Annotated in this window: 18 protein-coding genes; 9 read left to right on the top strand and 9 right to left on the bottom strand. The window is 74.1% G+C overall.

Going from position 1 to position 13,655, the window contains the following annotated elements:
* Positions 1 to 193: 193 nt before the first annotated feature.
* On the bottom strand, positions 194 to 973 hold the full coding sequence (locus AB0O91_RS19100; protein ID WP_363434264.1) for an HAD-IIA family hydrolase: 780 nt from the start codon (positions 971 to 973) through the stop codon (positions 194 to 196).
* Between the two features lie 162 nt (positions 974 to 1,135).
* Between AB0O91_RS19100 and AB0O91_RS19095 the strand changes: the two genes are divergently transcribed.
* Both AB0O91_RS19095 and AB0O91_RS19090 read left to right on the top strand, forming a co-directional pair.
* Entirely contained in the window at positions 1,136 to 2,212 is a 1,077-nt protein-coding gene (locus AB0O91_RS19095) for a Gfo/Idh/MocA family oxidoreductase (RefSeq protein WP_363434261.1), read from the top strand.
* A gap of 85 nt (positions 2,213 to 2,297) precedes the next feature.
* Entirely contained in the window at positions 2,298 to 2,912 is a 615-nt protein-coding gene (locus tag AB0O91_RS19090; RefSeq protein WP_363434258.1) for a hypothetical protein, read from the top strand.
* A 61-nt stretch (positions 2,913 to 2,973) separates the two neighbouring features.
* Here the strand turns inward: AB0O91_RS19090 and AB0O91_RS19085 are convergent, their stop codons facing one another.
* Together AB0O91_RS19085 and AB0O91_RS19080 are read right to left on the bottom strand one after the other, a co-directional pair.
* Complete coding sequence (locus AB0O91_RS19085; RefSeq protein WP_363434255.1) at positions 2,974 to 3,396, bottom strand: type II toxin-antitoxin system VapC family toxin; 423 nt, start codon at positions 3,394 to 3,396, stop codon at positions 2,974 to 2,976.
* Entirely contained in the window at positions 3,389 to 3,673 is a 285-nt protein-coding gene (locus tag AB0O91_RS19080; protein WP_063349249.1) for a type II toxin-antitoxin system prevent-host-death family antitoxin, read from the bottom strand. Before AB0O91_RS19080 ends, AB0O91_RS19085 begins: the two co-directional genes overlap by 8 nt.
* Positions 3,674 to 3,854: 181 nt before the next feature.
* Between AB0O91_RS19080 and AB0O91_RS19075 the strand changes: the two genes are divergently transcribed.
* Both AB0O91_RS19075 and AB0O91_RS19070 read left to right on the top strand, forming a co-directional pair.
* Positions 3,855 to 4,148: a DUF6412 domain-containing protein gene (locus AB0O91_RS19075; RefSeq protein WP_363434252.1), complete on the top strand. Its 294-nt coding sequence runs from the start codon at positions 3,855 to 3,857 to the stop codon at positions 4,146 to 4,148.
* Between the two features lie 123 nt (positions 4,149 to 4,271).
* A complete protein-coding gene (locus tag AB0O91_RS19070) occupies positions 4,272 to 4,964 on the top strand; it encodes a YidC/Oxa1 family membrane protein insertase (RefSeq protein ID WP_363434249.1) in 693 nt (230 codons plus the stop codon).
* Positions 4,965 to 4,999: 35 nt separating this feature from the next.
* On the opposite strand, the gene AB0O91_RS19065 is transcribed toward AB0O91_RS19070, so the two are convergent.
* Both AB0O91_RS19065 and AB0O91_RS19060 read right to left on the bottom strand, forming a co-directional pair.
* Positions 5,000 to 5,764, bottom strand: coding sequence for an HAD family hydrolase (locus AB0O91_RS19065; RefSeq protein ID WP_363434246.1), 765 nt, complete (start codon positions 5,762 to 5,764; stop codon positions 5,000 to 5,002).
* Positions 5,765 to 5,795: 31 nt separating this feature from the next.
* Positions 5,796 to 6,422 carry an NUDIX domain-containing protein gene (locus tag AB0O91_RS19060; protein WP_363434243.1) on the bottom strand — a complete coding sequence of 209 codons (627 nt, stop codon included), beginning with the start codon at positions 6,420 to 6,422 and terminating at the stop codon, positions 5,796 to 5,798.
* 317 nt (positions 6,423 to 6,739) lie between these two features.
* On the opposite strand from AB0O91_RS19060, the gene AB0O91_RS19055 reads away from it, so the two are divergent.
* A complete protein-coding gene (locus tag AB0O91_RS19055; RefSeq protein WP_363434240.1) occupies positions 6,740 to 7,507 on the top strand; it encodes a CDP-alcohol phosphatidyltransferase family protein in 768 nt (255 codons plus the stop codon).
* 106 nt (positions 7,508 to 7,613) lie between these two features.
* Here the strand turns inward: AB0O91_RS19055 and AB0O91_RS19050 are convergent, their stop codons facing one another.
* The gene (locus tag AB0O91_RS19050; protein WP_363434238.1) at positions 7,614 to 7,955 is read right to left on the bottom strand and encodes a helix-turn-helix domain-containing protein; all 342 of its coding nucleotides are present in this window, start codon (positions 7,953 to 7,955) and stop codon (positions 7,614 to 7,616) included.
* Between the two features lie 110 nt (positions 7,956 to 8,065).
* On the opposite strand from AB0O91_RS19050, the gene AB0O91_RS19045 reads away from it, so the two are divergent.
* Both AB0O91_RS19045 and AB0O91_RS19040 read left to right on the top strand, forming a co-directional pair.
* Complete coding sequence (locus AB0O91_RS19045) at positions 8,066 to 9,055, top strand: zinc-binding dehydrogenase (RefSeq protein WP_363434235.1); 990 nt, start codon at positions 8,066 to 8,068, stop codon at positions 9,053 to 9,055.
* Between the two features lie 141 nt (positions 9,056 to 9,196).
* Positions 9,197 to 9,682 carry a hypothetical protein gene (locus tag AB0O91_RS19040; RefSeq protein WP_363434233.1) on the top strand — a complete coding sequence of 162 codons (486 nt, stop codon included), beginning with the start codon at positions 9,197 to 9,199 and terminating at the stop codon, positions 9,680 to 9,682.
* Between the two features lie 114 nt (positions 9,683 to 9,796).
* Here the strand turns inward: AB0O91_RS19040 and AB0O91_RS19035 are convergent, their stop codons facing one another.
* Both AB0O91_RS19035 and AB0O91_RS19030 read right to left on the bottom strand, forming a co-directional pair.
* Entirely contained in the window at positions 9,797 to 10,351 is a 555-nt protein-coding gene (locus tag AB0O91_RS19035; RefSeq protein WP_363434230.1) for a GNAT family N-acetyltransferase, read from the bottom strand.
* An 84-nt stretch (positions 10,352 to 10,435) separates the two neighbouring features.
* Complete coding sequence (locus tag AB0O91_RS19030) at positions 10,436 to 11,140, bottom strand: DUF5995 family protein (RefSeq protein WP_363434227.1); 705 nt, start codon at positions 11,138 to 11,140, stop codon at positions 10,436 to 10,438.
* Positions 11,141 to 11,505: 365 nt separating this feature from the next.
* On the opposite strand from AB0O91_RS19030, the gene AB0O91_RS19025 reads away from it, so the two are divergent.
* Both AB0O91_RS19025 and AB0O91_RS19020 read left to right on the top strand, forming a co-directional pair.
* The gene (locus AB0O91_RS19025; protein WP_363434224.1) at positions 11,506 to 12,012 is read left to right on the top strand and encodes a SigE family RNA polymerase sigma factor; all 507 of its coding nucleotides are present in this window, start codon (positions 11,506 to 11,508) and stop codon (positions 12,010 to 12,012) included.
* 11 nt (positions 12,013 to 12,023) lie between these two features.
* Positions 12,024 to 12,641 carry a cellulase gene (locus AB0O91_RS19020; protein ID WP_363434221.1) on the top strand — a complete coding sequence of 206 codons (618 nt, stop codon included), beginning with the start codon at positions 12,024 to 12,026 and terminating at the stop codon, positions 12,639 to 12,641.
* A gap of 151 nt (positions 12,642 to 12,792) precedes the next feature.
* On the opposite strand, the gene AB0O91_RS19015 is transcribed toward AB0O91_RS19020, so the two are convergent.
* Positions 12,793 to 13,200 carry a hypothetical protein gene (locus tag AB0O91_RS19015; protein ID WP_363434218.1) on the bottom strand — a complete coding sequence of 136 codons (408 nt, stop codon included), beginning with the start codon at positions 13,198 to 13,200 and terminating at the stop codon, positions 12,793 to 12,795.
* Positions 13,201 to 13,655 lie beyond the last annotated feature (455 nt).

Raw genomic sequence — 13,655 nt, 5'->3', positions numbered from 1 at the left:
CTGGGAGTCGGGGGTCGAGGGCGTGTCTGACAATTCCCGCCGGGGGGGGGGGGGAGGGGCTAGACGCCGGGAGCCCCGGGAGATTTACCACGAAAGCCCCAGACGAGGAGGAACACGACGGCGGCCCCCCCGGGGGCCCCGCCCCCCCCCCCGGCGCTCGGCCGGGGCGGGGCTCGCGACTGCACCGCAGAGGCTAGACCAGCTCGACCAGGTCCGCGATGGACTTGACCACCCGGGTCGGCCGGTACGGGAAGCGCTCCACGTCGGCGGCGGAGGTCAGACCGGTGAGCACCAGGATGGTCTCCATGCCGGCCTCCATGCCCGCGACGATGTCGGTGTCCATCCGGTCGCCGATCATCACGGCGGTCTCCGAATGCGCCCCGGCCGTGTTCAGCGCCTCGCGCATCATCAGCGGGTTGGGCTTGCCGACGAAGTACGGCTCCACCCCGGTCGCCTTGGTGATCAGGGCCGCGACCGAGCCGGTGGCCGGCAGCACGCCCTCGGTGGAGGGGCCGGTCTCGTCCGGGTTGGTGCAGATGAACCGGGCACCGGCGTTGATCAGGCGGATCGCCTTGGTGAGCGCCTCGAAGGAGTAGGTGCGGGTCTCGCCGAGGACGACGTAGTCCGGGCTGTTGTCGGTCAGCACGTACCCGGCCTGGTAGAGCGCGGTGGTGAGGCCGGCCTCGCCGATCACGTAGGCGGTGCCGTTCGGACGCTGGCTCTTGAGGAACTTGGCGGTGGCCAGGGCGGAGGTCCAGATGCACTCCTCCGGCACCTCCAGCCCCATCCCGGCCAGTCGGGCGCTGAGGTCGCGCGGGGTGTAGATGGAGTTGTTGGTGAGGACGAGGAAGGGCTTGCCGGACTCCCGCAGCTTGCGCAGGAACTCCTTCGCGCCGGGGATCGGCGTGCCCTCGTGGATGAGGACACCGTCCATGTCGGTCAGCCAGGACTCGATGGGCTTGCGGTCTGCCACGTGCGTGTCTCCCGAAGTGTTGCAACGTCTTGCGAAGGGCCCTGACCCGCCACAGCCTAATCCGCGCCGGTGGCCGGGGACAGGACGTCCCGCTGGGCGGGATCCGGCGGCCGGCGGGCGGAAACCGGGAGCAACCGGGCGCCTCGTGGTTGAGTGGGGCGCATGAACCCGCTGCCCGCTTCCCGCCCCTTCCGCGTCGGCCTGATCGGTTACGGCCTGGCCGGTTCCGCCTTCCACGCCCCGCTGATCGCCACCACCCCGGGCCTGCGGCTGGACGCCGTGGTCACCGCCAACCCGGAGCGCCGCGAGCAGTTGCGGCGCGAGCACCCGGACGCCCGTGCCGTCGACACCCCGGAGCAGCTGCTCGCCGACCCGGACGCGCTGGACCTGGTCGTCATCGCCTCGCCCAACCGCACCCACGCCCCGCTCGCCCGCGCCGCGCTGCGGGCGGGCCTGGCCACCGTCGTGGACAAGCCGCTGGCCGGCACCGCCGCCGAGGCGCTGGAGCTGTGCCGGCTGGCCGAGGAGCGGGGCGTCCTGCTGTCGGTGTTCCAGAACCGGCGCTGGGACGGCGACTTCCTCACCGCGAGCCGGTTGGTGCGCGGCGGCGCGCTGGGCCGGGTGCACCGCTTCGAGTCCCGCTTCGAGCGCTTCCGCCCCAAGCCCAAGCCGGGCTGGCGCGAGCTGGCCGACCCGGCGGAGGTCGGCGGCACACTGTACGACCTGGGCAGCCACCTGGTCGACCAGGCGCTCACCCTGTTCGGGCCGGTCGAGACGGTGTACGCGGAGGTCGACGTGCGGCGCGACGGCGCGGTGGTGGACGACGACGCCTTCCTCGCCCTGACCCACGCCTCCGGCACCCGCTCGCACCTGTGGACCAGCGCCGTCACCCCGCTGATCGGCCCCCGGCTGCGGGTGCTCGGCGACACCGCCGGGTACGTCAAGCACGGCATGGACCCGCAGGAGGCGGAGCTGCGCTCGGGCCGCCGCCCGGACGGCGCCCACCCGTGGGGTGCCGACCTGCCCGAGCACTACGGGACCCTGGGCACCGACGAGTCCGCGATCTCGCTGCCGACCGACCCGGGCGACTACCCCGCCTACTACGCCGGCGTCGCCGCCGCCCTGGCCGTCCCGGGCACCCCTCCCCCGGTCGACCCGCGCGACGCGGTGGCCACCCTCGCCGTCCTGGAGGCCGCCCGCACCTCGGCGGCCACCGGCTCGACGGTCCGGCCGGCCTGACCCGCCGGGCCGACCGCCCACGGCCGCGATCCGCTCGGCGGGCCTCGCTTTACCTGCGCTTGACCATTCCTCCTACGATGGCCGCGTGAGCACGCATCAGCCGCGGCGGCTCAGCGTCGAGGAGCGCCAGGAGCGCGAGCAGGCGTGGTCCGCCGAGCAGAGGAAGCGCGAGCGGGCCTGGACCGCGGCGTTCGAGGAGCGACAGCGGGCGGGCGCGGCCGAGGCGGCGCTCACCTCCACCGCCGAGGAGCGGGCGGCCTGGGCGAAGGGCGAGCGCGGCGGGCGCATCGGCTACCTCGACGTCACCGGGCCCGCCGCGCCTGCCGGACCCACTGGGCCCGCCGGTGAGCCCGTCCGGATCGCGGTGGTGTGGCTCGGCCGGTACCGGGCGACGAGCAGGCGGCTGAACGACTACGTCCCGCTGCGCGGTGTGGGCGGGGACGGCTGCGAAGGGACCCTGCTGCTGATCCCGGTCGCCGCGCTGATCGGCCTGGACTTCGGGCTCCGCTGGACCGTCCTCCGACTGCTCGGCCGCCCCCGCTGGGCCGTCGCGGCCGCCGTCGGCCCGTACATCGGCACCCGCGGCAACAACCTGGTGCTGCGGCGCTTCCGGAACCGCAAGGACGCCCTGCGGCACGCGGCGGCGCTCGCCGACGACGTCGAACGCGAGGGCCCGGCCGCGCTGTTCAGACCCCGGTGACCCGGAGCGCGATGACCCGGAGCCCGGTGCCTCGGTTCCCGGTGACCCGGGGCCCGGTGCCTCAGATCCCGATGACCTCGACCGCCGAGCCCAGCCCCCGGAAGTCCGCCACGTTGCGGGTGTAGAGCGGCAGTCCGTGCGCGGAGGCGACCGCGGCGATCATCAGGTCGATCCGGCGCGGGCGGGGCTGGCGTCCGGCGGCGATGGTGAGGGTGACCAGGGTGCCGTAGCGGGCGGCGGCGGACGCGTCGAAGGGCAGCGGGTCGAAGTCGGCCATCGCCGCACCCAGCACCTCCAGCCGGGCGGCGCGGCTGAGCGGGTCGCGCGCCATCGAGACGCCCTGCTGGAGTTCGGCGAAGGTGATCGCGGTCAGCTCGGGCACGGCGGGCAGGTCGCCGGGGTTGAGCAGCGCCAGGTCGATGTAGACGCAGGTGTCCAGCACCCCGGCGGGCCGTCGCCGGGGTGCTCTCCGGCGCTCAGCCACGCCGCCGCTCGAACGGGTCGTCGCCCTCGTCCCCGACCAGTTCCTCGGGCCCGAAGTACTCCTCGGCCTCCTTGCGCATCTGCTGGTAGTCCACCCGCGGCAGCTTCACGTGCCGCGCCACCAGTTCCTCCGCGGTGAGCCGTCGTCGCCCGGACACCGGTCGCAGCTCGGCGACCTCGACCCCGTTCCTGGTGATGTGGAAGGTCTCCCCCGCCTCGACGGCGTCCATCACCGCGGCGGAGTTGTTCCGGAACTCGCGCTGGGTAATCGTCTTCATGGATCCACGGTAGCCCCGTGTAGCACCATCGGCTACAGTCCCGACGTCAGGAGACCAGGGACCAGGGACCAGGTACCCGGTACCGCCGGGACCCCGGCGGGCCGTACGATCGTCCTGCTGTACGTCCGGGAGCCGGGAGGCACCGGGGAAGACCGGGGAGACACCGAAAGGGGGGCGTGCCATGGGCGTTGTGACGTTCCTGCTCGGGCTGCTCCGGGTGTTGACCGGGAACATGGTGAGCGACGGCGGCGCGCTGGCGTCCGTCGCCGCCGTGGCGGCCGTGGCACTGGTCGCCGGGGCGGTCGCGGGGGCACTGGCCGGGGCGCGGCTGCTGGGCGCACGGGCGCCGGCGGCGGTGCGCAGCGGGGTGCTGCGACGCCGGGCGTTCGGTACGGCCTTCCTTCCGCAGCGTGATCCGGACGCCCGGGGCCGGCGACGCCCCAGGGCGCCGGGAGCGGCCCCGGCGGCCGCGTAACTCCGCATCGCCGTAAGCCCCTTCGGCATCGCCGCAGGTGCCCTCGGCCTCGCCGTACGCCCTTTTCGCGGCCGCCCTCCGCCGACCACTCACGTCCTGAGACCCCGGAGGGCTCGCTCCACCATGTCCGTTCTCGCTGTTCTCGACCCGGCCGTCGCCGTCGCCCACGCCGCGGTCGCCGCCATCGCCCACGTCCTGCCGACCGCACTGGCGATCGTCCTGTTCGTCCTCGTCGTACGACTGGCGCTGCACCCGCTGGCGCGGGCGGCCGCACGCGGGGAGAAGGCCCGCTCGACGCTCGCGCCGAAGATCGCCGAGCTGAACCGGAAGCACAAGGACCGCCCGGAGAAGCAGCGCGAGGCGCTGGCCGAGCTGTACCGGAAGGAGCAGGTGTCGCCGTTCGCGGGCTGCCTGCCGATGCTGGTGCAGATCCCGTTCTTCTCGGTGATGTACCGCCTGTTCACCACTCCGAACGACCTGCTGGACCACACCCTGTTCGGGGTGCCGCTCGGCCTGCACGTCGGGAACGCGCACGGTGCCACGCAGTTCGCGGTGTTCGCGGTGCTGGAGGCCGGGCTGGCGGCGGTCGGGTACGTCAACTACCGCCGGGCCCGGCGCGCGGCCGCGGCGCAGACCACCCCGCAGCCGGGGGCGGCGCTGCTGCCGTACCTGTCGTTCGGGTCGGCGCTGTTCGCGCTGCTGGTGCCGGTGGCCGCCGCGCTGTACCTGCTGACCACGAGCGCGTGGTCGGCCGCCGAACGGGCCTGGCTGTACCGGGGTACCGACCAGGCCCCGGCGGCGGTGCTCGCGGCCTGAGGCCCCGGAAGCCGCCCGGCTCGCGGCTCGACGGGTCAGAAGTGGCGCAGCAGCTCGGGGAAGGCCGTGAGCTGCAGCGTCGCCTCGTCCGGGCCCAGGTCCTGATGTTCCAGCACCCAGGTGTGCTCGTGCGGGATGAAGACGGTGCGCAGCCCGGCCTGCCGGGCGGGGGCGATGTCGGACTTGGGCGAGTTGCCGATCATCCAGGTCCGGTCCGGGTCGAGGCCGAGTTCGGCGATGAGCTGCCGGTAGGTGTCGGCGGACTTCTCGGCCACGATGTGGACGCCGCGGAAGTGGTGGTCGATCGTGGAGGCGGTCACCTTGGCCTGCTGCTCGCCCTGGTCGCCCTTGGTGAGCAGCAGCAGGCGGTGGCGGCCGGCCAGGACGTCGAGGGTGTCGGCGACGCCGGGGATCAGCTCGACCTCGCCGCGCCGGGTGAGCGGGGCGAGCAGCGCGTCGATCCGGTCGAGCTCGGCCGCGGTGGGGGTGCGGTCGTCGTTCAGCCGCCGCAGGCAGTCGGCGAGGCTCTGCCGGAAGACGGCCGCGCCGTAGCCGAGGGCGGCGGCGTTGGCGGCCTCGATCCGGTCGAGCAGGGCGCGGGTGCCGTCCCGCTCGGCCGGGGCGGCGACCCAGTCCAGGAAGCCGTCGATGACCCGCTCGAAGAGGACGTTGTTCTCCCACAGGGTGTCGTCGGCGTCGAAGATGAGGGTCTGGTCGGCGTGGATCAGGGTGTCCTGGTCGGCGTGGGCCACGGTGTCCTGGTCGGTGTGGGCCACGGTGGGCCGGTCGGTGTGCGTCACGGTGTCGGGGTTCCTTACGGGAGGCTGCGGTTCAGCCGAGCAGGCGGGCGGCGCGGTGGAGGGTCTCGCGGAGGTTCTCCTCCGTGGTGCGCTGCCGGGCCTCCTCCACGGTGAGCCATTCCAGCGGGGAGGCCGGGTTCTCCGGCCGGGCGTCGTCCGGGGTGCCGGTGGCCAGCAGGAAGCGCAGGTCGGCGTGTTCGTGCGCGGGCTCGACGGGCGAGGCCGTGACGGGCACCACCGCGAGGTGGAGGAGCGCGGCGTCCGGCCAGGGGGTGAGGTCGGTCAGGCCGGTCTCCTCCAGGCCCTCGCGCAGGGCGATGTCCAGCGGGCGGGTCTCCCCCGGGTCGCCGTGGCCGCCGACCTGGAGCCAGGCCTGCTGGCGGACGTGCCAGCGCAGCAGCACCCGGCGGGTCGGCGGGTGGACGATCAGTGCGGAGGCGGTGAAGTGCAGCGCGGTGCCCCGGTCCCAGAGGGCGTGGGCGTCACCGGCGGCACCGGCAGCTGCGACGGCACCGTCCCGGGCCCGGTGGCCCTCGTGGGCGGCGAGCAGCGCGGCGGCCCGGGCGTGGTCGGCGGTCTCGGCCGGTCCCTGCGGCCGGTGGTCGGCCAGCAGTCGGGCCAGGTCAGGGCTCTGCGGGGCGGTACCCGTGGTCACCATGGGGCTGCGCTCTCCTCGTTCCGCCTCCGGGGCCCGGTCTCCCCGCTGCGTGCCGGGCCCGGGGCGGGCCGACGGCCGGTGGCGCCGGCCGGCGTCAACGGGCTTGTGGGAGCGGGCGATCGGGCCCGGGGGCTCCGGTTCCGGTGAACCCGCGAAGCCTAGCCCGCGCGCGGTGGGGCGGCCCACCGGTTTTCCCGGCCGCAGCGGCGTACCGGCTGGTCAGGGTGGTCACCCGGAGGCCGTAGCCTGTGGTGATCGTTTCGGGTCCCGTTCCGGGACAGCGGGTCCCGGTCCGGGACAGGTGGAGGGATGTCGACATGGTGGCTGCTCCGGCGCTCGCCGAGCTGCGCGAGGTGTGCCAGCCGCAGGCCAAGTTGCAGAGCCGCAACGGTGAGCACTGGGCGGGCCGGCTCTACATGCGGGCCGTCTCGCTGCGGACCACCCGGCAGCTGGTGCGCACCTCGGTCTCGCCGAACACCCTGACCTGGGTGATGGTGGTGTGCGGGGTCGGCGGTGGCGCGGCCCTGCTGATCCCGGGCCTGACCGGCGCGGTGCTGGCCGTGGTGCTGTTCCAGCTGTTCCTGCTGTTCGACTGCGTGGACGGCGAAGTGGCGCGCTGGAAGCGCCAGTTCAGCATGGCCGGGGTGTACGTGGACCGGCTCGGCGCCTACCTGGCGGATGCCGCGCTGATGATCGGCGCGGGCGTCCGGGCGGCCCGCGGGGGCTCGGAGCTGTGGGTGTCGGCCGGTCTGGCCGCTGCGCTGGGCGTGGTGCTGCTCAAGGCCTCCACGGACCTGGTGGACGTGGCCCGCGCCCGCAGCGGCCGGCCGCCGGCGGACGAGGAGTCGACCCAGCCGCGGTCCCAGGGCATCGCCACGGCCCGCCGGTTCGCCTCGATCTTCAAGATCCACCGGGTGACGAACGGCATCGAGGCCTCGCTGGTGCTGCTGGCGGCGGCCGCGGTGGACGCCGGGCTGCACAACCTGGACGCGACCCGGTGGACGCTCGCCGGGATCACGGTGATCACCTGGGGGATGGTGGTGGCGCACCTCGCGTCGATCCTCTCCTCCTCGCGGCTGCGCTGAGCCCCCGCAGCGGCGGGCTCGGCCGCACGGACGCCGCCCCGCCGCCCCGCCACCCGACCGCCCGGTCGCCCCGCCACCGCTCCGGAGCCCCGCGCGACGGAGCCGGTCAGGCGTCGCCCCCGTTGCGGGCGAGCGCGGCGAGGACGGTGTCCAGCAGCCCCGGGAAGCGCCGTTCGAGGTCGACCGTCCGCAGCGCGGAGAAGCGGCGGTTGGCCTCCTCCCGCTGGCTGATCACACCGGATTCGCGCAGCACCTTGAAGTGGTGGCTGAGGGTGGAGGGCGCGACGTCCACCGGGAAGCTGCCGCAGGCCCGTTCGGGTTCGGCCCGCAGCACCCGGACGATGGTCATCCGGGTGGGGTCGGAGAGCGCGTGCAGGACGTCGTAGAGGTCGATGTCCTCGGCTGCGGGGTGGGTGGGCGCCGGGCGGCGGCGGGTGCTGCGGGGCACGTCCGAACCTCCTCTGATCTGCGATGTTCGACAAGCATCGAAAAGCGGTGGTACCACTGTGCCACGGCAATTTCGCCGTTCGTCGAACATCGTAGTCGAGGGGGCCCGACATGCGCGCACTGGTGATGACCGCACCCGGTGGAGCCGAGAACACCGAGATCCGCGAGACCGCGGCGCCGCACCCCGGGCCCGGCCAGGTGGCGATCGACGTCGCGTGGGCCGGACTGAACTTCGTGGACGTGATGGCCCGCCGCGGCGACGCCGGCTACACCGCCGAGTGGCCGTACCGGCCGGGCAAGGAGGTGTCCGGCACGGTCCGCGAACTGGGCGAGGGCGTCACCGGTCTGGCCGTCGGCGACCGGGTCGCGGCCGCGCCGGTCGGCGGCGGACTCGCCGAGGTCGTCCTCGCCGACGCCGTCCTGACCGTCCCCGTCCCGGACGGGCTGGAGCTCAGCGCCGCCGCGGCCGCCCCGCTCGGCCTCGCCACCGCCGTCCTGCTGCTCACCGACGCGGGCCGGCTGACCGCCGGGAACAACGTCCTGGTCCACTCGGCCGGCGGCGGCATCGGCAGCGCGGTCGCCCAGCTCGCCCCGCTGCTCGGCGGCGGAGGCGTGCTGATCGGCACCGTCGGCCGCCCGGAGAAGGCCTCGGCGGCCGTCGCCCTGGGCTACCACCACGCCTTCCCGCGCGACGAGGGGCTCGCCGACGCCATCCGCACCGCCACCGGCGGCCGGGGCGTCGACCTGGTGCTCGACCCGCTGGGCACCGCCGCCCTGGACCTCGACCTGGCGGTCACCGCCCCCGGCGGCCGGATCGTCCTGTTCGGCAACGCGGGCGGCGACCGGGTCGGCGAACTCCCCACCCTCGGCGCCCTGATGGGCGGCAACCTCTCCGTCACCGGCTTCAGCCACCGCGCCTACGCCGCCACCGCCCCCGAACGCCTCGCCCGGGCCATCCGCACCACCCTCCGCCTCCAGGCCCACCGCGACCTCGCCCTCCCGCTCACCGAACTGCCGGGCCTGGAGGCCGTTCCGGCAGCGCACGACGCGCTGGAGCAGGGGCGTGCCACGGGCAAGTACGTGGTCCGGGTGGGCGGTTGAGCCGGCACCGGGACGGTTGATCCGACCCCTCGACGGGGGCGGGCCGACCCCCGGACGGGGGCGGGCAGGCCCCTGGACGGGCGGGCCGACGCCGGGGTATATCACTGGCCCGGCGGAACGGCGCGTCCCTAGGATCGCGTCATGCCTGCCGATGCTCCGTCCACCCGGGAGTCGTTCCGACGCATCCTGCCGATCACCACGCCCGCTCCGATGGCCCGGCTCCCCGGTCGCGTCTGGACGGACGCCGAATGGGAGCGGATCCGGCGGGGGTACCGGGCCTACGACATGGACGAGAAGTGGAACGTCTTCACCGAGGACGACGTCGTCTTCCTGCACCGCAGCTGGAAGGGCTTCGGCGTCTTCGAGGCGACGTTCGCGCCCGTCGGGGGCGGCGGCCGGCGGATCGTCTCGGCCGTCGTGGAAGCGGGCCGCGGCGGCCTCCACGGGAGCTCGGCCGACTACGACTGCCTGATGCTGGAGCTGGTGCTCAGCGGTGTCGTGCTCGGAGAACCGGCCACGGAACTCCGCCGGCAGCTGGTGGAGGTGGTGCGTCAGGCCCCGGGGGCCGCGGACGCCTCCGCCGGTGCGGTCCGGCACAGCATGCTGGGTCTGCGCTCGGGCTCGTGACCAGGAGGCCGGTCGGGCCGGTCACGACCGGTCACGCACCGGCGCCGCCCGCCGACCCCGACGACGCCTCGGGGTCGGCCGCACCCGGCCGCCCCCGGCCGCGCTCAGCACCGCTCAGTCGCGCTCGACCGCCAGCTCGATCTCGCGGCGCGTCCCGTCGCCCGGCACCGGCGCCGACGCACCCGAGTGCCGGAAGCCGGCCCGCAGGTACATCGCCTCGGCCCGCGCGTTGTCCTCGTGGACGAACAGCCGGACCCGCTGGAGCCGGGGTTCGGTGAGCGACCAGGCCCACTCCTGGGCGGCCGAGATCAGCCGGTGCGCCAAGCCGGTGCCGCGCGCCTCGGGCCGGACGTAGACCCCGACCACGTGCGCCTGCGGCACGGTGATGACGTCGTCATCGAGCGCCCCCGGCGCGCCGGGCAGCTCGACCAGCACCGTCATGGTGCCGAGCCACCGCCCGTCGGCGGCCTCCGCGACGAGCTGGCAGACCGAGGTACCCCCGGCGGCCCCGGCGGTGCGCTCCCGCCAGAACTCGTCGGCCCTGGCGGCGGCGGACTCGTAGGTGTCCAGGAAGGCGAGGTGCGCGACCGGATCGCGCAGGGCGTCCAGGCGGATCGCCTTGCCCTGCTCCCACTCGTCGGCCCGTACGCGTCTGATCACTGTGCTCATCGCATGATGGTCGGCAGTTCCGGATCATCCGCGCAACCCATTTCGCGCCCACCGGGGCGGGCCTTCCACCCGGCTGAGCGGCGCTCAGCCCGCCGGCGGCGGAACGACCGGGGTGAGGATGGCGACGTTGGTGAGGCCCACGGGCGTGGTGATCCGGGCGAGTTCGTACTGGTAGGCCAGGAAGTCGTCCCGCACCTTCCAGAGCCGGGTGGCGTTGAACCAGGCCGCCTCGCGGGCGGTGGCCATGCTGAAGGCCGAGACATAGTGCTTGAGCGACTCGGCCGGCGCGGTGGCGATCCGCTCCAACTGCAGCTCGAACTCCGCCCGGATCTCCGCCTCGGCACTGGCGAGCAGGTCGTTCACCTTCTCGAAGTCCTCGTGCACCGGCGGGTTCTCGGGCGCGGTCCTGCGCTGCTTGCAGGTCTCGACGAGAGCGAGGGCGAGGTCGTGGTCGATGTGGGCGTTCATCGCGGCCAGGGCGAACTGGATCGGCCAGAGGACCGGGTTGTGGCGCTGGTCGAAGATCGGCTGCCAGGCGGGGTCGACCGGACCGCCCGCCTTGGCGGCGTCGACGTTCTTGAGGAAGAGCCCGGCGAAGTTCACGTCCATCTGCTCGATGAACGCATTGTCCTTGAAGGTGCCGCCGGTCACCCTCTCCTTCACCAGCTTGGTGACCTTCAGGTAGATGCGGTTGAAGCAGGCCACGCCGTCGCGGGGGTCGAGCTCGGCGTCGAGTTCCGCCAGGCGGGAGATCACGCCGTCGACGGTGGTGGGGAGTTGGGCAGCCATCACAAGCCTTCCGGGGGACGGGTCGGGGTGCGTGCCACGCGGCGCCAGGGACCGGGACCGGTCACGGAGAGTGGCGACGCAGCAGGAAAGATAGTGCACGCACCGATGGAAGTCCGGAACGCCGCGCGCGCTCCCCGGCGCGTCACACGACAGCAGGCGGCGGTCACGCGACAGCAGGCGCCGGCCGGACGACCCGGCGGCGTAACGGATAGTGAAGGGCGTTGTCGGCGGCCACCCACGAGGGGCGGCGGCCGAGACGAGTTGCCCCGACCGTGACCCAGTTCACAGAACGGAGGTGCATAGCGAGCCGGTTGCCAGTGCCTTTCCACAGGTGCAGGCGTTCGGAGGACGAAAGGTGGTGCTGGATGAGGCAGTCGCGAGCGGATGGTTTCGACGAGTTCGTCGAGGCCCGCTGGTCAGCACTGTTCCACCTCGCGCGCCTGCTCACCGGCGGGGACCGGCACCGGGCCGAGGACCTGCTGCAGGAAGGACTCCTCAAACTGTGGTCCGCCTGGCCGAAGGTCGCCGGGCAGGCGCCCGAGGCCTACCTGCGTCAGATCCTGGTGCGCGCGGCGGCCCGCTCGGCCCGCCGCCGCTGGTGGGGCGAACGCCCCACCGAGGACCTGCCCGAGACGCCCGTCGGCCAGGACCTGGCCGCGGTCGTGGAGGAGCGCACCCGGCTGGAGTCCGCACTCGCCCTCCTGTCGGCCCGCCAGCGGGCCGCGGTCGTCCTGCGCTACTACCAGGACCTGCCGGAGGCGCAGGTCGCCGAGGTGATGGGCTGCCCGGTGGGCACCGCCCGCTCCCTGACGTCACGCGGAGTGGCGAAGCTGCGGGAGGCTCTGACCGAGGCCAACGAGCCGGCGAGGTGAGGGAGGAACTCATGGACGATTTCGAACAGGAGCTGGCCCGCATGATGCGCGACACCCAGGAGCACACCGCCTTCGGCCCCCACCACCACGAGCGGCTGCAGGCCCTGCTGCGGGCCCGGCGCCGGGCCCGGACGGCCCTGGTGACCGGCGGCTCCCTCCTGCTGCTCGCCGGGGTCTGTGTGGGGCTGCCCGTCGCCCTCGCCCAGGACCACCGCCCCGCCGGCCCGGCCTCCACTCCCACGTCCACCCCCACCTCCGGTCCGTCGGGGAGCCCGACGGACTCCCCGACGGACCTCCCGACCGGGGGCGTAACGGACCTCCCGACGTCCGGCGGCACCCCCTGGATGACACCGGGCACCCCGGGAACGCCGGGCACCCCCGGCGGGTCGGCTCCGACGTCGACGACGCCCGGCGGCACCCACCTGCCGACGACGGAGCCGACGTACGCCCCGACGTACGCGCCGACGACCACCCCGACCTCGATCCCGACGGCGGCCTCCACCTCCGACCCGACGACGCCCCCCATGTCGATCCCGACGGCACCGCCGACCTACGGCCGGACGACGGCACCGACGGCCTTCGCCGGCTCCGCGCCGACCTCGACCCCGACGCCCTACCGGACCCGGTAGCGGGCACCCGACGTCCGGGCGGCCGCGACGGAGGAAGCGGCGAGGCCCCGACCCGCGAACGGCGGTCGGGGCCTCCTCCTTCACCGGCCCGGTGCGCCCACCGGGCCCGTGGGCCCACCGGCCCCGGACGTGGGCCCACCGGCCCCGGACGTCAGAAGTTCGGGCGGAGGAAGCTGCCGAAGGTGTACGGCCCGCTCGGGAGCCACCTCGCCCCGCGCATCGCCCGGACGCCCGAACCGCCGCTGACCGGCTGGAGCGAGGAGGTCAGGAACTCGTGGTCCTCCAGGGTCACGGACAGGCAGTCGGTCCAGGTGTAGCTGCCCGCGGCGAGTTGGACGGTGCTGCTCGCCTCGGGAGCCCGGTCGGCCCAGCCCCAACTGTAGGAGCCGGCGGCCAGGTCGACGGTGCGGGACGTGCAGGTCGGGCCGAGCCGGCCGATGTTGAGGACGATCGACTTCGTGTCGTACAGGGTGGTCGCGGCGGATGCGGTCGTCGCCGCGCCGAGGACACCCGCGGCGGCTACCGCCACCGCGGCTACGGCGGTCTTCCTGGTGAGCATGAGAGGCCTCCCCCGATTCGACGGAGCTGCGTCGAATTCCTGTGGTCTACCGTTGATTTCGCACCGGCGTTCGTGCGGTCGCCGACTCTCCCAAGCGAGCTGATCCAGCGTCAAGCCACTTGTTCATCACGGTTGTTGTCGCGCCACTTCGACCACGGGAACGTTTACGGATCTTGGCGGCGGGCCGCAGCGGGCGAGGGTGTACGCAGGACGTCGACCGGGCCGACGTCCTGCGTACAGAGGAGGACCGGAGGCCGGGCCACAGCCGGGGACGGAGGCCGGCGAAGGGCGTCCGGCCGCCTTCGGCTCCCACCGGAAACCGGCCACCCGCCCCCACCGACGCGGGACGACCGGGGCCAGGAGCCCGCGTCCCGCCGGGGGCCGCCGGCGCGGTTCGGACCACCGGCGTTGACCTGCTAGTCTTCTTCTCGTCGCGAGGGAGATGATTCCTCGTC

Source organism: Kitasatospora sp. NPDC089797 (assembly GCF_040684795.1).
In the GTDB taxonomy this organism is placed as follows: Bacteria; Actinomycetota; Actinomycetes; order Streptomycetales; family Streptomycetaceae; genus Kitasatospora.
This window is presented reverse-complemented; position numbering and strand designations above follow the sequence as displayed.